Genomic DNA, 16655 nt, shown 5'->3' with positions numbered 1-16655 from the left:
TGGAATTCAACACTGAGCTGTCTGACACACCGCCTTCGCGAGCAAGCCCGCTCCCACAGGGACTGCGCCGGTCGCCAAAATCAGATCGTCGCCGCTTACAGAGCTTTCGCACCCAGCCTACTGGCGTTATCCTTGATTTCATCTCAATTGCCCCTGGGCGGCTAAAAACGACCTTGAACGCACCCATCGAACCCCATCGTTTCATTCTGGAGCCCTTTGAGGCTCGCCGCTTCGCCAATCTGTGCGGGCAATTCGACGAGCATCTGCGCTTGATCGAACAGCGCCTGGCCATCGAGATCCGCAACCGCGGAAACCAGTTCGAGCTGATCGGCGAACCCAAGCACACCACCTCCGCGGAAAACCTGCTGCGCCGCCTCTACCGGGAAACCAAGGGAAGCGAGCTGTCGCCGGACACTGTCCACCTGTTCCTGCAGGAATCGGCCCTCGAAGAGCTCGACAACCACGCCCCGGCGGAACCTGCCGTGGCCCTGCGCACGAAGAAAGGCATGATTCGCCCTCGCGGCTTGAATCAGCAACGCTACGTGAAGGAAATCCTCGGCAACGATATCAATTTCGGTATCGGCCCGGCCGGTACGGGCAAGACCTACCTGGCCGTGGCCTGCGCAGTCGATGCCCTGGAGCGCGAGCAGGTGCGACGCATCCTGCTGGTGCGCCCGGCGGTCGAAGCCGGGGAAAAACTCGGCTTCCTGCCCGGCGACCTGACCCAGAAAATCGACCCGTACCTGCGCCCGCTCTATGACGCGCTGTATGAAATGCTCGGCTTCGAATACGTCGCCAAGCTGATCGAACGCCAGGTCATCGAGGTCGCGCCGCTGGCCTACATGCGTGGCCGGACCCTGAACAACAGCTTCATCATCCTCGACGAAAGCCAGAACACCACCGTCGAACAAATGAAGATGTTCCTGACCCGGATAGGTTTCGGTTCCACCGCCGTCATCACCGGGGACATCACACAGGTCGACCTGCCCCGCGGCACCAAGTCCGGGCTGAACCACGTGATCCAGGTGCTCAAGGACGTGCCGGGTATCAGTTTCACGCATTTCCTGCCCAAGGACGTCGTGCGCCATCCATTGGTGCAACGCATCGTCGAAGCCTACGAGCGCTTCGAGCAGCGCGCCGAGGACCTGCACGAAAGCAAAGGCAGCCGCCAAGATGCTTGAACTTGACCTGCAACTGGCCAGCGCACATGCCGTCCCCAGCGAAGTCCAGTTCCGCCAGTGGTGCGAACTGGCCCTGCGCCAACGCAGCGCCGATTCGGAGCTGACGATCCGCCTGGTGGACGAACCCGAAGGTCGGGAGCTGAACCATACCTGGCGGCAGAAAGACTACGCGACCAACGTACTGTCCTTCCCCGCCGACGTGCCCGACGAACTGCTCGACATCCCGCTGCTGGGGGATCTGGTGATCTGCGTCCCGGTGGTGGAGCGCGAAGCCACGGAACAAGGCAAACCTTCCGAGGCCCACTGGGCCCATCTGGTCATTCACGGCTGCTTGCATCTGCTTGGTTACGACCATATCGAAGATGACGAAGCCGAAGAAATGGAAGCACTGGAACGAACGTTGCTTGCAGAGCTGGGTCATGCCGACCCCTACGCCGGCGACGAGCACTGATACATCAACCTGTAACGACAAAGGATTCAGAGTAATCGCTATGAGCGAAGATCGATCGAGCAACGGGCAGAAGTCATGGCTGGGCAAGCTCACCCAGGCTTTTGCCCATGAGCCGAAAAACCGCCAGGAGCTGCTGGAGCTGCTGCGCGATGCACACCAGAACAAGCTGCTGGACAGCGAAGCGCTGGCCATCGTCGAAGGCGCCATCCAGGTCGCAGACCTGCAAGTACGGGACATCATGGTGCCGCGCTCGCAGATGGTCAGCATCAAGGCGACCCAGACACCCCGCGAATTCCTGCCTGCCGTGGTCGACTCCGCCCATTCGCGCTATCCGGTGATCGGCGAGAGCCATGACGACGTCATGGGCGTGCTGCTGGCCAAGGATCTGTTGCCGCTGATCCTCCAAGAGAACGGCGACAGTTTCAATATCAAGGACTTGCTGCGCCCGGCCACCTTCGTGCCCGAGTCCAAGCGCCTGAACGTGCTGCTGCGTGAGTTCCGCGCCAACCACAACCATATGGCCATCGTCATCGACGAGTACGGCGGCGTGGCCGGGCTGGTCACCATCGAGGACGTGCTCGAGCAGATCGTCGGTGACATCGAGGACGAGCACGATGTCGAGGAAGACAGCTACATCAAGCCGCTGCCCAGCGGCGACTTCCTGATCAAGGCCCTGACGCCGATCGAGAACTTCAACGAATTCTTCGACAGCCAATTCTCCGACGACGAGTTCGACACCGTCGGCGGCCTGGTGATGAGCGCATTCGGACACCTGCCCAAGCGCAACGAAACCACGGAAATCGGCTCGTGGCGCTTCCGCATCCTGAACGCCGACAGCCGCCGGATCCACCTGTTGCGCCTGTCACCCATTGGCCGTTAACCCCTGCGAGACCCGCTAAGGATACACATGCGCTGGATAACCCGCCCCGGCTGGCCCGGTAACCTGCTGGCCGTGGCGGCCGGTGCGATCACCACCCTGGCCCTGGCGCCATTCGATATATGGCCGCTGGCACTGCTGGCCGTCGGGCTGTTCTATGCCGGGTTGCGCGAACTCTCGCCGCGCCAGGCCCTGGGTCGGGGCTGGTGCTTCGGTTTTGGCCTGTTTGGCGCCGGCACCAGTTGGATCTACGTCAGCATCCATAATTTCGGCGGCGCCTCGGTACTGCTCGCCGGGCTGTTGATGTTGCTGTTCGTGGCCGCCATCGCCTGGTTTTTCGCCCTGCCCGCCTGGCTGTGGGCGCGCTGGCTGCGCCGTAACGAAGCCCCGTTGGCCGACGCCTTGGCATTCGCCGCACTGTGGTTGGGCCAGGAAGCCTTTCGCGGTTGGTTCCTCACCGGCTTTCCATGGCTCTATTCCGGTTATAGCCAGCTTGACGGCCCCTTGGCCGGTCTCGCGCCGGTGGGTGGGATGTGGCTGATTTCCTTTACCCTGGCCCTGACTGCCGCGCTGCTGTACAACGCCCCTCGCCTGATCCGCACCGGACGCAAGGGCTTTATCGCGGCGGGCGTGGGCCTGCTGATCGGCCCATGGGCAGCCGGCATGGCGCTCAAGGGCCATGCCTGGACCAGCCCCTCGGGCAACCCGCTCAGCGTTGCCGCCATCCAGGGCAACATCGAACAGAGCATGAAGTGGGATCCCGAGCAGCTCAATGCTCAACTGGCGCTGTATCGCGATATGAGCTTTACCTCCAAGCGCGTCGACTTGCTGATCTGGCCGGAAACCGCGGTCCCGGTGCTCAAGGACTCTGCCCAGGGCTACCTGGACATGATGGGCAGTTTCGCTGCCGAGCGGCATTCGGCGTTGATCACCGGCGTACCGATTCGCCAACTGGTAAGGCATGAGAAACGCTACTTCAATGGCATCACCGTGACCGGCGAAGGCGACGGTACTTACCTGAAGCAGAAACTGGTGCCGTTCGGCGAGTACGTGCCCCTGCAGGACCTGTTGCGCGGGCTGATCGCCTTCTTCGACCTGCCCATGTCGGACTTCGCCCGGGGGCCGGCCGATCAGCCGTTGCTGCAGGCCAAGGGTTACCAGATTGCGCCGTTCATCTGCTATGAAGTGGTGTACCCGGAGTTTGCCGCCGGCCTCTCGGCCCGCAGCGACCTGCTGCTGACCATCAGCAATGACACCTGGTTCGGTACCTCGATCGGCCCGCTGCAGCACTTGCAAATGGCCCAGATGCGCGCCCTCGAAGCCGGTCGCTGGATGATTCGCGCCACCAACAACGGCGTGACCGGCCTGATCAACCCCTTCGGTCAGATCACCGCGCGGATCCCGCAATTCGAACGCGGCATCCTGTACGGCGAAGTGGTGCCGATGCACGAATTGACGCCGTATCTGCAATGGCGGTCGTGGCCGTTGATCATCCTGTGTGTGTTGCTGCTGGGTTGGGCGTTGGTGACCAGCAGGATCGCCAAGACCGTTTAAGGTTTTTGATCGTTCCCACGCTCCGCGTGGGAATACAGCCCGTGACGCTCCGCGTCACATTGGCGGCCGACGCCAGCCCGATTTGGAACGCAGAGCGTCCCTTGAGGCATTCCCACGCAGGAGCGTGGGAATGATCCGGTAACACCTCAGCGGTAAAACACCCAATACCCCACCAACCCCGCCGCCTCATTCAGCAATTGCCCGGACTGCCAGATCGACTTGAACTCCGGCATCCAACCGCCCAGCGGCCGGGCGTTGTCCTGTCCCAGGAAGCCCACCGGCGCCGGCAGTACTTCAAACCCAGCACGCTCGAAACTCCAGACCGCCCTTGGCATATGCCAAGCCTGGGTCACCACCACGACGCGACGGATCCCTTCCGGGTGGAGGATCCCGGCGCTCATCTGCGCGTTTTCCCAAGTGGTACGGCTGAGCCCCTCTTGCCAACGCACAGTGACGCCAAAATCATCCAACATCGAATCGGCCATCAACTTCGCTTCACTGGGCGGGGTGCCATAGTGCAAACCACCGGTCACCAGCACCGGCAACCCTGATGCCTTGGCCAACCGCGCCGCATAACGCTGGCGCTCCAGGCCGACACCGGTGGGCTGGTCGGCGGCGCCCCAGGCCAGGTCGCCACGCTCACGGCCCGATCCCAGTATCACGATGGCATCGGCACGCTGGGCCAGGGTCGCCCATTCACTGCGAGACAGTGGCGGCTGGCGCTCCAGCGCCTTGGCGCCCCATTGCACCACCACGGGCAGGCTCATCAGCCAGAAACCGCCCAAGCCGACGATAAAACACAGGCGCGCCAGGCGCGGCCGGGAATTGCGCCACCACCAGGCAAGCACCAACAGCAGCAAAAGAATGCCGGGCGGCAGTAGCAATTGTTTGATGAAATAGCGAAATGGCATCGGGCATCTCCAGAGATGCCCGAAGCCTAGGTGGGTTGACGCAAAGCGACAACTGATTCGAAAGAAACCTGAATCAAAAGCTTGGACCAAAAAAGCGCAACGCGTGAATCCGGCTTTACTTGAACTGTAGCGACCGGACTTTTACAGCATCCTTGTCGGGCGTCCGATCCTTGAGCCAGACAACCTTGGCCGAACGGGGCGCATCAAGACGCTGGAGTACCTGGGCCCCGCTTGTGCGGGCCTGATGTCCGACCTGTTCGAGGTAAGCCCTGACCAGTTCGAACTCTGCGGGGCTCAAGCCACGCAGTTCCAGCTCTGCCGGACGTTCATCACGCAAGCGTCCGGCGGTTCTTGCAGCGTCCAGGGCCACCCCGAGACGATCGATCAGCTTTTCATACAACTCCGGTGTAGCGACTTCTCGTTGTGATTCAACCATCCCTCACCTCATTGAAGATAAGACTCACTCCCCACTCAGAAGCTTAGCTTCGCTGGGCAAACCGACAGGACGCCGCGACCAACGGCCCTGAACGCCCGGCACCGCCGGCTGTCGACACTGCCCGACACGCAATCAGGGTTTCCCTCCGCCGAGCGCGGTCATGTATGCTACGGCGCTTCCTGTAACTCCACTTCCAGCTCCGCTGGGCATCGAAAGCGCCGTATTCGGCGTCGTCTGCGTCCAGCATGGCAACGAAGAGGATTGGGCCACCCCATTCAGTACAAAAGTAGCCATGCACGAACACTATCAGCCCCGTGAAATCGAAGCCGCCGCCCAGTCGTTCTGGGACGAGCAAAAGTCCTTTGAAGTCAGTGAACAGCCAGGCAAGGAAACCTACTACTGCCTGTCGATGTTCCCTTACCCCAGCGGCAAGCTGCACATGGGGCACGTGCGCAACTACACCATCGGCGACGTGATTTCCCGCTACCAGCGCATGCAAGGCAAGAACGTCCTGCAACCCATGGGTTGGGACGCCTTCGGCATGCCGGCGGAAAACGCCGCGATGAAGAACAACGTGGCGCCCGCCAAGTGGACCTACGAAAACATCGCCTACATGAAATCCCAGCTGCGCAGCCTGGGCCTGGCGGTGGACTGGTCCCGGGAAGTCACCACCTGCAAGCCCGACTACTACCGCTGGGAACAATGGCTGTTCACCCGCCTGTTCGAAAAAGGCGTGATCTACCGCAAGAACGGCACCGTGAACTGGGACCCGGTGGACCAGACCGTACTGGCCAACGAGCAGGTGATCGACGGTCGCGGCTGGCGCTCCGGCGCGCTGATCGAAAAGCGCGAAATCCCGATGTACTACTTCAAGATCACCGCCTACGCGGATGAACTGCTGGAGAGCCTCGACGAACTGACCGGCTGGCCCGAGCAGGTCAAGACCATGCAGCGCAACTGGATCGGCAAGTCCCGGGGCATGGAAGTGCAGTTCCCCTACGACGTCGCCTCCATCGGCGAGGCCGGTACCCTGAAGGTCTTCACCACCCGTCCGGACACCCTGATGGGCGCCACCTACGTGGCCGTGGCCGCCGAGCATCCGCTGGCGACCCTGGCGGCGCAGAACGACCCCGCGCTGCAGGCGTTCATCGCCGAATGCAAGGGCGGCAGCGTCGCCGAAGCCGACGTCGCCACCCAGGAAAAGAAAGGTGTACCGACCTCACTGTTCGTCGAGCACCCACTGACCGGCGAAAAACTCCCGGTGTGGGTCGCCAACTACGTGCTGATGCACTACGGCGATGGCGCCGTCATGGCGGTACCTGCCCACGACGAGCGCGATTTCGAGTTCGCCCACAAGTACAACCTGCCGGTCAAGACCGTGGTCCGCACCAGCGCCGGTGACCAGACCCCGGCCCCCTGGCAGGACGCCTATGGCGAACACGGCGAGCTGATCAACTCCGGTGAATTCGACGGCCTGGATTTCGCCGGCGCGTTCGACGCCATCGAAGTGGCCCTGATCAAGAAAAACCTGGGTGCTTCCCGCACCCAGTTCCGCCTGCGCGACTGGGGCATCAGCCGCCAGCGTTACTGGGGCTGCCCGATCCCGATCGTGCATTGCGCTACCTGTGGTGACGTACCGGTACCGGAAGATCAATTGCCCGTGGTCCTGCCGGAAGACGTCGTTCCCGACGGCGCCGGCTCGCCCCTTGCGCGCATGCCCGAATTCTACGAGTGCAACTGCCCGAAATGCGGCGCTCCGGCCAAGCGTGAAACCGACACCATGGATACCTTCGTCGAGTCCTCGTGGTACTACGCCCGCTACGCCTCGCCGCACTATGAAGGCGGCCTGGTGGAAAAATCCGCCGCCGACCACTGGTTGCCGGTGGATCAGTACATCGGCGGCATCGAACACGCCATCCTCCACCTGCTCTATGCGCGCTTCTTCCACAAGCTGATGCGTGACGAAGGCCTGGTGAGCTCCAACGAGCCGTTCAAGAATCTGCTGACCCAGGGCATGGTGGTAGCCGAAACCTACTACCGTCGCGAAGCCAACGGTGCCTACACCTGGTTCAACCCGGCCGATGTCGAACTCGAACGCGACAGCAAGGCCAAGGTCATCAGCGCCAAGCTGATCGCAGACGGCCTGCCGGTGGAGATCGGTGGCACCGAGAAGATGGCCAAGTCGAAGAACAACGGCGTCGATCCGCAGTCGATGATCGACCAGTTCGGCGCAGACACCTGCCGCCTGTTCATGATGTTCGCCTCGCCACCTGACATGAGCGCGGAGTGGTCCGACTCCGGCGTCGAGGGTTCGCACCGTTTCCTCAAGCGTGTCTGGCGCCTGGCCCAGGCTCACGTCGTCCAAGGCCTGCCAGGCAAACTGGACGTCGCGAGCCTGAACGACGAACAGAAGGCCATTCGCCGCTCGATCCACCTGGCCATCAAGCAGGCCAGCCATGATGTCGGCCAGAACCACAAATTCAACACCGCCATCGCCCAGGTGATGACGCTGATGAACGTGCTGGAGAAAGCCGCGCAGGCGACCGAACAGGATCGCGCGCTGGTTCACGAAGGCCTGGAAGCCGTGACGCTGTTGCTGGCTCCGATCACACCGCACATTAGCCATGAACTGTGGAACCAACTGGGCCACGCTTCTCCGGTGATCGACGCCGGCTGGCCGGTGGTGGATGAAAGCGCGCTGGTGCAGGACAGCCTGACCCTGGTCATCCAGGTCAACGGCAAGCTGCGCGGTCAGATCGACATGCCGGCCACTGCAACGCGCGAAGAAGTCGAAGCGGCCGCACGGACCAATGAAAACGTGCTGCGCTTCGTCGATGGCCTGACGATCCGTAAAGTGATCGTCGTGCCCGGCAAACTGGTCAACATCGTCGCAAGCTAATTGGATCGGGCGCCCGGTCATGGACCAGGCGCCGAATATGACCTGCCGGGGCCGCACTGCCGGCCCATAGGTTTCAAGGGGAGCAACAAGATGATGAAACGTAATCTGCTGGTCATGTGCCTGACGGTCCTGCTGAGCGCCTGCGGCTTCCAGCTGCGCGGCACCGGCACCACCGAGCTGGCCATCAATGAACTGGATCTCAGCGCACGCGACGCCTACGGCAGCACCGTGAAGATGCTGCGCGAGACGCTGGAGAACAGCGGGGTGAAAGTCTATAGCGGTGCGCCCTACAAGCTGGTGCTGACCCGTGAACAACAAACCCAGCGCAGCCTGAGCTACGCCGGCGCCGGTCGTTCGGCCGAGTACGAATTGAACAGCGTGCTGAGCTATGAGATCCGCGGTCGGAACGGCCTGGTGCTGCTGGACGACAAGTTGCAGGTGCAGAAGGTCTACCTGCACGACGGCAACAACATCACAGGTTCCGACCAGGAGTCGACCGAGGTACGCGAGGAAATGCGTCGCGACCTGGTCCAGCGCATGATGCTGCGCCTGCAACAGCTGAGCCCGAGCCAGCTGGAACAGCTGCAACAGACCGCCGACGCCAAGGCCAAGGCTGAAGCCGAGGCGCTGGAAGCGGCACGCAAGGCTGAGGCGGAAACCCCGCAACAGTCGCCCATGCAAATCCCGGCTGAATAAGCTTAGTGAGGCGCTTCGGCGCCCCACATGCCCGCTCTTATGAAGCTCGCCCCCGCCCAACTCGGCAAACACCTGCAAGGCGCTCTGGCGCCGGTCTATGTCATCAGTGGCGATGACCCGCTGTTGTGCCAGGAAGCCGCCGACGCCATTCGCTCCGCCGCCCGCCAGCAAGGCTTTGACGAACGCCAGGTGTTCGCTGCCGACGCCAGTTTCGATTGGGGCACGTTGCTGCAGGCCGGGGCGAGCATGTCGCTGTTCGCCGAAAAGCGCCTCCTGGAACTGCGCTTGCCTTCGGGCAAACCCGGTGACAAGGGCGCCGCCGCGCTGATCGAGTACTGCTCGAGGCCGGCCGAGGACACGGTGCTGCTCATCAGCCTGCCGAAACTCGACGGCAGCGCGCAAAAGACCAAATGGGGCAAGGCGCTGGTCGAAGGCCCGCAGACCCAGTTCGTGCAGATCTGGCCGGTGGACGTCAGCCAACTGCCGAGCTGGATCCGCCAACGCCTGTCCCAGGCCGGGCTGTCGGCCAGCCAGGATGCGGTGGAGCTGATCGCCGCCCGGGTCGAAGGCAACCTGCTGGCTGCCGCCCAGGAAATCGAGAAACTCAAGCTCATGGCCGAGGGCGGCCAGATCACCGTGGAAACGGTACAAGCCGCCGTGGCCGACAGCGCGCGTTTCGACGTCTTCGGCTTGACCGATGCGATCCTCAACGGCGAAGCCGCCCACGCCCTGCGCATGCTCGAAGGCCTGCGCGGCGAAGGCGTCGAGCCGCCGGTGATCCTCTGGGCCCTGGCCCGGGAACTGCGCCTGCTGGCGAACCTGTCATTGCAATACAGCCAGGGTGTACCGCTGGACAAAGCCTTCAGCCAGGCCCGTCCGCCCGTGTGGGACAAGCGCAAGCCGCTGATGAGCAAGGCGCTGCAACGCTATTCAGCCCCGCGCTGGGCGCAATTGCTGCTGGAGGCCCAGCGCATCGACGCACAGATCAAGGGCCAGGCCGCCGGATCGCCGTGGATGAGCCTCAGTCGCTTGTCCCTGCTGATGGCCGGGCAGCGGCTGGCGCTGCCTGCCGAATAACCCACCGCTCTGCCAGATGCCTTTGTGGCGAGGGGATTTATCCCCGCTGGGCTGCGCAGCAGACCTGAAACCTGCCACTGCGGTGTATCAGACAGTTCGAATGGGGACGCTTCGCGTCCCAACGGGGATAAATCCCCTCGCCACAGATAAATCCCCTCGCCACAACTTTGTACGACTTACTGACAATTGAAGCACGCTGCCGGGACTGGACAACCCCCCAACTCTGTCCCATGATTTGCCCCGCAAACCACCCCCACGAGAGATCCACCATGAGCAAAAAGCCATCCAGGCATGGCCCCAACAAGGCCAAGTCCATCATCGCCCAGCCCCTGTTCCGCAGCCGTCAGGAACGACCCGCCAAGGGAAGGCAGCTACCGCCGCGAAGCCTTCCAGTCTGACAACTGGGAGGCTTCTTGCTTTCTGGCTGCTTGAAACATCCGGACAAGCCCTTTACACCCTGCCCATGATAAGGTCAGCACCTGATTTGCATTTCTGGACCCCTGCATGCCCTTTTGTCTTACCCGCCGCTGGCCACTGCGCCAATTGATGGCCGCCACAAGCTTCGCACTGCTTGTCGCCTGCGCAGAAAAACCCACCGCCGCCGATGCCCAACCGCTCCAGACCGTTCCTGCAGTGACCGCCCCGGCCGTGGTGCCGCCCGTAGTGCCTACCGGTGAAAACCTGGACATCGTCCCGACCCAGACCTTCGCCGAATGGCAGGCCGGCTTTCGCAAGGAAGCACTGGCCGCCGGTATCCGTGCCGACCTGTTCGATCGCGCCTTTATCGGTGTGAGCCCCGACATGAGCGTGATCAAGGCCGATCGCAGCCAGCCGGAATTCACCCGCCCTGTGTGGGAATACCTCGATGGCGCGCTGTCGCCGCTGCGGGTCAACAAAGGCAAGACGCTGATTCAACAGAACACCCAGATTCTGCAAAGCATCGAGCAGCGCTACGGTGTCGATCGCCAGGCGCTGGTGGCGGTGTGGGGCATGGAGAGCAACTTTGGCCAGTTCCAGGGCACCAAGTCCGTCATCAACTCCCTGGCGACCCTGGCCTATGAAGGACGGCGCCCGGGCTTTGCTCACGCACAACTGATCGCCGCGCTGCAAATCCTGCAACAGGGCGATATCACCCCGGAAAAAATGCTTGGTTCCTGGGCCGGCGCCATGGGCCAGACCCAGTTCATCCCCACCACGTACAACACCCACGCGGTGGATTTCGACGGCGATGGCCGTCGCGACATCTGGGGCAGCTCCACCGACGCCCTGGCCTCCACGGCGCATTACCTGCAAAGCTCCGGCTGGCAACGCGGTCAGCCGTGGGGGTTCGAAGTAGAGCTCAAAGAAGGCTTCGACTACTCCCTGGCCGACGGCACGACTCGCAAGCCATTTTCCGAATGGATGCGGTTGGGCGTATCGACCTACGACGGCATGCCGATTCCTCCGGGCGACCGACAACTGCCAGCAGCACTGCTGCTACCGGCTGGCTACCGAGGCCCGGCGTTCCTGGTGTTCGACAACTTCCGCGCCATCCTCAAATACAACAACTCGTCATCCTACGCATTGGCGGTCGGGCTGTTGTCGGAGCGCTTCAGCGGCGGCGGGCTGGTCTATGGCCAGTGGCCCAAGGACGACCTGCCCCTGAGCCGCAGCGAACGTATCGAATTGCAAACGCTGCTGAGCGCACGCAACTATGACACCGGCAACCCCGACGGCATCATCGGCGCCAACACCCGCAAAGCCATCCGCAGCGCCCAGCAATCGCTCGGCTGGCCGGCGGATGGGTATCCGACGCACAAGCTGCTGGAGGCGTTGCGTAGCCGCTGAAGATTGTCTTAATGGCCGCTGCCGCTTTCGCGAGCAAGCCCGCTCCCACAGATGATCGTGTTTCCATGAAGGAATGCGATCCCTGTGGGAGCGGGCTTGCTCGCGAAGACTGAGTCACGGACGACACATGATTAGCGTGTGGTCACCACATCCTGCTCCAACACCAACCTCTTCTCCCCCGCATCCAGACTCACCAATGCACCCATGGGCAAGGTCAGGTTCGGATCGCAGTGACCGCTGCGCCAGCCGGACAGCACCGGGATCCGCAATGGCTCGAAGGTCTGCCTGAGCAACCGGTTCAGCGCCTCGCCATCCACCCCGGCAACGTCGCCCACCAAAACTGCGCGCAACTTCTGCAACGTACCCGCCAACCGTAGCTGGGTCAGCAATCGGTCGATCCGATACAGCGGCTCGTTGACGTCTTCGATGAACAGGATCACGTCTTCGGCGTCGATCTGATAAGGCGTGCCCATAGTCGCCGCAATGATCGACAGGTTGCCCCCCAGCAGGCGGCCATGGGCGGTACCAGACCAGACAGTGGTCAAGGGGTAAGCATCTGGATGGCTCAGCACATCGCCCACCTTCAACTGCCCACGCAGCAGGCTGAAAAACGAGGTGACCGTCGAGGGCTCCTTGTCGCCCAGGAGATCGGCATTGAGCAGCGGTCCATGGAAGGTGACGAAGCCCGCGTAACGGCTGATAGCCAGGTGCAGCGCAGTGATATCGCTGTAGCCGACGAAAGGTTTGGCGTTGCACCGCAAGAGCTCGAAGTCGATACGATCCAACAGACGGGGCGTGCCGTAGCCGCCACGCAGGCAGATGATGGCATTGACCTCAGAGTCGGCGAAGGCCCCGTGCAGGTCGTTGAGCCGCGTATCGTCGCTGCCGGCCAGGTAACCGTCCTTCTCATAGACCCCCGGGAATATCCGTAGCTCATGACCACGGGCGCGCATCCACTGCACCGCCTTGTCCGTGTCCAACGGGGCCGGGCCGGCGGGTGCGATCACACCGATCAGCCCTTCGGATGGCAAGGCCGGAACAGGTTGGTGGGGGCACAGGGTCTGGATGGGGTGAAGGGGCATTCGTGGGGTTCCCTGTGGGGTCTGATTGGTGTGCAGATCCGTCGCTTCATGCAAACAGAGCCACCGCTATCGCGAGCAGGCTCGCTCCCACAGGAGGAGCATGTACGCTTCAAAGACAGATCAGCTAAACCACTTCGCTTTTGCTTTTGCTTTTGCTTTTGATCTTCAGGCCCCGTTAACCACGACGGCCGAACGCAGGCATTGCGTAGTGGGCAACCCGGCATGGATGCCGGGTTAGCCGCGCTGGGCCATGGATGGCCCTTCGCGGCGGGCCCACGGAGCAATGTCGGAGTGAGGGCATGCCGAGCCTAGGCGAGGCACCGAGTGGTGGGGCCAAGCCTTTTTTGCTTACTTTTTTTGGCGTTTGAAAAAAAGTAAGCCGCCGTAAGGGCGGAACCCTAAGTAGCCGTTACCGCAGCAACGGATATACACACCACCCCACCAAACCCCAAAGCTAAATCAAGACCCCAACAACTCAGCCTTAACCAGTTTCGCCTGTTCGTCGGCATGATACGAAGACCGCACCAAAGGCCCCGAAGCCACATTCTTGAAGCCCATCTTGTACCCTTCCTCGGCAAACCAGGCAAAGGTATCCGGATGCACAAACCGCTGCACCGGCAAGTGACTACGCGAAGGCTGCAGATACTGCCCCAGGGTCAGCATATCGATGTCATGCTCACGCATGCGCTTCATGACCTCGATAACCTCTTCGTCGGTCTCCCCCAGGCCCAGCATCAGCCCAGACTTGGTCGGAACGTGCGGCATCATCTGCTTGAAGCGCTGCAGCAAGGTCAACGACCACTGGTAGTCCGAACCCGGCCGCGCAGCTTTGTACAAGCGCGGCACGGTTTCCAGGTTGTGGTTGAACACATCCGGCGGCTCGGCAGCGGTGATCTCCAGAGCGATGTCCATGCGACCACGGTAGTCCGGCACCAGCGTTTCGAGTTGCACGTTCGGCGACAGCTTGCGGATTTCACGGATGCAATCGGCAAAGTGCTGGGCACCGCCGTCACGCAGGTCATCGCGGTCCACCGAGGTGATGACCACGTACTTGAGCTTCAGGTCGGCAATGGCAACGGCCAGGTTTTCCGGCTCGCTTGCGTCCAGCGGCTTCGGCCGGCCGTGGCCGACGTCGCAGAACGGGCAGCGACGGGTGCAGATGTCGCCCATGATCATGAAGGTCGCGGTGCCGCCGGAGAAACACTCGCCCAGATTCGGGCAGGAGGCTTCTTCGCAGACGCTGTGCAGCTTGTGCTTACGCAGCAGGGCCTTGATACGGTCGACTTCCGGGGACACCGGAATGCGCACGCGGATCCAGTCAGGCTTCTTCGGCAATTCGGTGGTCGGGATGATCTTGACCGGGATGCGCGCAACCTTCTCGGCGCCGCGCAGCTTGACGCCGGCCTCGACCTTGGCACGTGGGGCCGGACGCTCGGTAACGTCCTGCGTCGGGATCATGGTTTGCACTGCATCAGTAGTCATATCAGTCGATTCCGCCCGTAAGGGTCGTCTGCTCAGCATAGTCGAGGTGTTTGACGAGCTGCGCGCGCAGCCGGGCACTTACCTCGGCAAATTCAATCGATCCTGTGTGATCGCGCAGCTGGGTCATCGCCAGCCCCGCGTAGCCACAGGGATTAATCCGTCGAAACGGCGAAAGGTCCATGTCCACGTTCAACGCCAGGCCGTGAAACGAACAACCGTGGCGGATCCGCAGGCCCAGGGAGGCGATTTTCGCCCCGTCGACGTAGACCCCCGGCGCATCCGGCCTGGCCTGCGCCGTGACGCCGTAGCTGGCCAGCAACTCGATCAGGCAGCTTTCCATGCGCGTTACCAGCTCGCGCACGCCGAACCCCAGCTTGCGCACGTCCAGCAACAGGTAGGCAACCAACTGGCCGGGGCCATGGTAAGTCACCTGCCCGCCCCGGTCGACCTTCACCACTGGAATATCCCCCGGCAGCAGCAGATGCTCGGCCTTGCCGGCCTGGCCCTGGGTGAACACCGGCGGGTGCTCCACCAGCCAGACTTCGTCTTCGGCGGTGTTGCCTCGTTCGTTGGTAAAGCGCTGCATGGCATGCCAGACCGGCTCGTAAGCCATCTGACCCAGCTCGCGAAAGCCCAGCGTGCCCGGCATCACAAGACCATGTGCACGACGCCGGTCGCCCGCAGCTCGCTATTGATGTCGTACAGCTGCTCCTGGCCAGTCGCAACGATGTGCAATTGGATCGTCGTGTACTTGCCGTTGCTGCTCTGGCGCTCGGCCAGGGTCAGGAGATCGACGGTGGCGTGTTTTTCCAGAATGGCAACGACCTTGTCCTTGAAGCCCACTCCGGTGTCGCCAATCACTTTGATCGGATAGTCCTTGCAGGGAAATTCGATCTTTGGCGCCTTTACTTCTGAGTCTGTCATGGCGTAACGGCCTCGTAGACGTGAAAACGAACAAGGCCCCGCACCGGACAGGAACGGGGCCGTGCAGTCAACCTTCGATTCAGTTGAACAAGCCGTAGAAGAATAGCCGGATGCTATCCCACATGCGGCGGAAGATACCACCTTCCTCGACCGCATCCAGCGCGATCAAGTCGGCGCTGTGCACCACTTTGTCTTCCAGTTTGACTTCAACCTTACCGATCACGTCGCCTTTGGCGATGGGGGCGGTCAGTTGCGGGTTCAGGGTCATGCTGGCAGCGAGCTTTTTGAGCTGGCCTTTTGGCAGAGTCATGGTCAGGTCTTCGGCCAGGCCGGCTTTAACCTGGCTGCTGGTGCCTTTCCAGACCTGGGCCTGGGCCAGTTCGGTGCCCTTCTGGTAGAAGGTCTGGGTTTCGAAGAAGCGGAAACCGTAGGTCAGCAGCTTCTGGGTTTCAGCGGCACGGGCCACTTCGCTGTTGGTACCGAACACCACGGCGATCAGGCGCATGCCGTCACGCACTGCCGAAGACACCATGCAGTAGCCGGCCTCTTCGGTATGGCCGGTCTTCAGGCCGTCGACGGTCTTGTCGCGCCACAGCAACAGGTTGCGGTTGGGCTGCTTGATACCGTTCCAGAAGAACTCCTTCTGGGAATAAATGGCGTAGTGCGCCGGGTCTTCGTGGATGATCGCCCGGGCCAGGACCGCCATGTCATGCGCCGACGAGTAGTGCTCGGGGTTCGGCAGGCCGGTCGGGTTCATGAAGTGGCTGTTGGTCATGCCCAGGTCGGCAACCGTCTTGTTCATCATGTCGGCAAACGCGTCTTCGCTGCCAGCGATGTGCTCGGCGAGGGCGACGCTGGCGTCGTTGCCGGACTGGATGATGATGCCGTGCAGCAGGTCGCTGACGGTCACCTGCGAGCCGACCTTGATGAACATCCGCGAACCGCCGGTGCGCCAGGCATTTTCGCTGACGGTCACCGGGTCGTTCTCGCCGATCTGGCCGCGACGGATTTCCAGGGTCGCGATGTAGGCGGTCATCAGCTTGGTCAGGCTGGCCGGTGGCAGGCGCTGGTCACCGTTGCTCTCGACCAGCACATTGCCGCTGCTGGCGTCCATGAGCACAAAGGCCTTGGCCGCCAGTTGTGGAGGCGACGGCATCATCTCGACCGCGAACGCGGCAGGTGAAAGAAGCAGCGGGACTAACAGGCAAAGGCGTTTGGCAAAGGTGGTAATGTTCATCCGTCTCTCGAAATCGCTAAT

Annotated in this window: 15 protein-coding genes and 1 pseudogene; 9 read left to right on the top strand and 7 right to left on the bottom strand. The window is 62.1% G+C overall.

Annotation, left to right across the window (positions count from 1 at the left end):
* Positions 1-173 precede the first annotated feature (173 nt).
* From FBY02_RS19585 to lnt, 4 genes are read left to right on the top strand one after another with little or no spacing between them, the layout of a single operon-like run.
* Complete coding sequence (locus tag FBY02_RS19585) at positions 174-1181, top strand: PhoH family protein (protein ID WP_144929869.1); 1008 nt, start codon at positions 174-176, stop codon at positions 1179-1181.
* Positions 1174-1632 carry an rRNA maturation RNase YbeY gene (gene ybeY, locus FBY02_RS19580; protein ID WP_047702684.1) on the top strand — a complete coding sequence of 153 codons (459 nt, stop codon included), beginning with the start codon at positions 1174-1176 and terminating at the stop codon, positions 1630-1632. The genes FBY02_RS19585 and ybeY overlap by 8 nt, the downstream gene beginning before the upstream one ends.
* Positions 1633-1672: 40 nt before the next feature.
* Entirely contained in the window at positions 1673-2512 is an 840-nt protein-coding gene (locus FBY02_RS19575) for an HlyC/CorC family transporter (protein WP_024780845.1), read from the top strand.
* A gap of 27 nt (positions 2513-2539) precedes the next feature.
* Positions 2540-4063, top strand: coding sequence for an apolipoprotein N-acyltransferase (gene lnt / locus FBY02_RS19570; RefSeq protein ID WP_144929868.1), 1524 nt, complete (start codon positions 2540-2542; stop codon positions 4061-4063).
* Between the two features lie 146 nt (positions 4064-4209).
* Here the strand turns inward: lnt and FBY02_RS19565 are convergent, their stop codons facing one another.
* Both FBY02_RS19565 and FBY02_RS19560 read right to left on the bottom strand, forming a co-directional pair.
* A complete protein-coding gene (locus FBY02_RS19565) occupies positions 4210-4974 on the bottom strand; it encodes a YdcF family protein (protein WP_144929867.1) in 765 nt (254 codons plus the stop codon).
* A gap of 115 nt (positions 4975-5089) precedes the next feature.
* On the bottom strand, positions 5090-5410 hold the full coding sequence (locus FBY02_RS19560; RefSeq protein ID WP_144929866.1) for a hypothetical protein: 321 nt from the start codon (positions 5408-5410) through the stop codon (positions 5090-5092).
* Between the two features lie 292 nt (positions 5411-5702).
* On the opposite strand from FBY02_RS19560, the gene leuS reads away from it, so the two are divergent.
* From leuS to FBY02_RS19535, 5 genes and pseudogenes are all read left to right on the top strand, one after another.
* Positions 5703-8309, top strand: coding sequence for a leucine--tRNA ligase (gene leuS, locus FBY02_RS19555; RefSeq protein ID WP_144929865.1), 2607 nt, complete (start codon positions 5703-5705; stop codon positions 8307-8309).
* Between the two features lie 90 nt (positions 8310-8399).
* Positions 8400-9005, top strand: a complete 606-nt coding sequence (gene lptE / locus FBY02_RS19550) for an LPS assembly lipoprotein LptE (RefSeq protein WP_144929864.1) — start codon at positions 8400-8402, stop codon at positions 9003-9005.
* 39 nt (positions 9006-9044) lie between these two features.
* On the top strand, positions 9045-10082 hold the full coding sequence (holA, locus tag FBY02_RS19545; RefSeq protein WP_024780839.1) for a DNA polymerase III subunit delta: 1038 nt from the start codon (positions 9045-9047) through the stop codon (positions 10080-10082).
* Positions 10083-10351: 269 nt separating this feature from the next.
* Positions 10352-10514: pseudogene (arfA, locus tag FBY02_RS19540) on the top strand (alternative ribosome rescue factor ArfA).
* A gap of 72 nt (positions 10515-10586) precedes the next feature.
* Positions 10587-11909 (top strand): lytic murein transglycosylase, encoded by a 1323-nt coding sequence (locus FBY02_RS19535; RefSeq protein WP_144929863.1) that lies wholly within the window; start codon positions 10587-10589, stop codon positions 11907-11909.
* Positions 11910-12040: 131 nt separating this feature from the next.
* Here the strand turns inward: FBY02_RS19535 and FBY02_RS19530 are convergent, their stop codons facing one another.
* The 5 genes from FBY02_RS19530 to FBY02_RS19510 form a co-directional block, all read right to left on the bottom strand.
* Positions 12041-12991 (bottom strand): LD-carboxypeptidase, encoded by a 951-nt coding sequence (locus FBY02_RS19530; RefSeq protein WP_144929862.1) that lies wholly within the window; start codon positions 12989-12991, stop codon positions 12041-12043.
* Between the two features lie 459 nt (positions 12992-13450).
* Positions 13451-14473: a lipoyl synthase gene (gene lipA, locus FBY02_RS19525; RefSeq protein WP_144929861.1), complete on the bottom strand. Its 1023-nt coding sequence runs from the start codon at positions 14471-14473 to the stop codon at positions 13451-13453.
* A 1-nt stretch (position 14474) separates the two neighbouring features.
* On the bottom strand, positions 14475-15122 hold the full coding sequence (lipB, locus tag FBY02_RS19520; protein ID WP_144929860.1) for a lipoyl(octanoyl) transferase LipB: 648 nt from the start codon (positions 15120-15122) through the stop codon (positions 14475-14477).
* Complete coding sequence (locus tag FBY02_RS19515) at positions 15122-15397, bottom strand: DUF493 domain-containing protein (RefSeq protein ID WP_041024391.1); 276 nt, start codon at positions 15395-15397, stop codon at positions 15122-15124. Before FBY02_RS19515 ends, lipB begins: the two co-directional genes overlap by 1 nt.
* Before the next feature lie 79 nt (positions 15398-15476).
* Positions 15477-16634, bottom strand: a complete 1158-nt coding sequence (locus FBY02_RS19510) for a D-alanyl-D-alanine carboxypeptidase family protein (protein WP_047702696.1) — start codon at positions 16632-16634, stop codon at positions 15477-15479.
* Positions 16635-16655 lie beyond the last annotated feature (21 nt).

The organism is Pseudomonas sp. SJZ078, assembly GCF_007828255.1.
GTDB lineage: Bacteria > Pseudomonadota > Gammaproteobacteria > Pseudomonadales > Pseudomonadaceae > Aquipseudomonas.
This window is presented reverse-complemented; position numbering and strand designations above follow the sequence as displayed.

Bases quoted from the DNA above. Each gene is read 5' to 3' on its own strand.
- ybeY (WP_047702684.1), top strand. From the start codon at position 1,174: ATGCTTGAACTTGACCTGCAACTGGCCAGCGCACATGCCGTCCCCAGC.
- FBY02_RS19575 (WP_024780845.1), top strand. From the start codon at position 1,673: ATGAGCGAAGATCGATCGAGCAACGGGCAGAAGTCATGGCTGGGCAAG.
- lnt (WP_144929868.1), top strand. From the start codon at position 2,540: ATGCGCTGGATAACCCGCCCCGGCTGGCCCGGTAACCTGCTGGCCGTG.
- FBY02_RS19565 (WP_144929867.1), bottom strand. From the start codon at position 4,974: ATGCCATTTCGCTATTTCATCAAACAATTGCTACTGCCGCCCGGCATT.
- FBY02_RS19560 (WP_144929866.1), bottom strand. From the start codon at position 5,410: ATGGTTGAATCACAACGAGAAGTCGCTACACCGGAGTTGTATGAAAAG.
- leuS (WP_144929865.1), top strand. From the start codon at position 5,703: ATGCACGAACACTATCAGCCCCGTGAAATCGAAGCCGCCGCCCAGTCG.
- lptE (WP_144929864.1), top strand. From the start codon at position 8,400: ATGATGAAACGTAATCTGCTGGTCATGTGCCTGACGGTCCTGCTGAGC.
- holA (WP_024780839.1), top strand. From the start codon at position 9,045: ATGAAGCTCGCCCCCGCCCAACTCGGCAAACACCTGCAAGGCGCTCTG.
- FBY02_RS19535 (WP_144929863.1), top strand. From the start codon at position 10,587: ATGCCCTTTTGTCTTACCCGCCGCTGGCCACTGCGCCAATTGATGGCC.
- FBY02_RS19530 (WP_144929862.1), bottom strand. From the start codon at position 12,991: ATGCCCCTTCACCCCATCCAGACCCTGTGCCCCCACCAACCTGTTCCG.
- lipA (WP_144929861.1), bottom strand. From the start codon at position 14,473: ATGACTACTGATGCAGTGCAAACCATGATCCCGACGCAGGACGTTACC.
- lipB (WP_144929860.1), bottom strand. From the start codon at position 15,122: ATGCCGGGCACGCTGGGCTTTCGCGAGCTGGGTCAGATGGCTTACGAG.
- FBY02_RS19515 (WP_041024391.1), bottom strand. From the start codon at position 15,397: ATGACAGACTCAGAAGTAAAGGCGCCAAAGATCGAATTTCCCTGCAAG.
- FBY02_RS19510 (WP_047702696.1), bottom strand. From the start codon at position 16,634: ATGAACATTACCACCTTTGCCAAACGCCTTTGCCTGTTAGTCCCGCTG.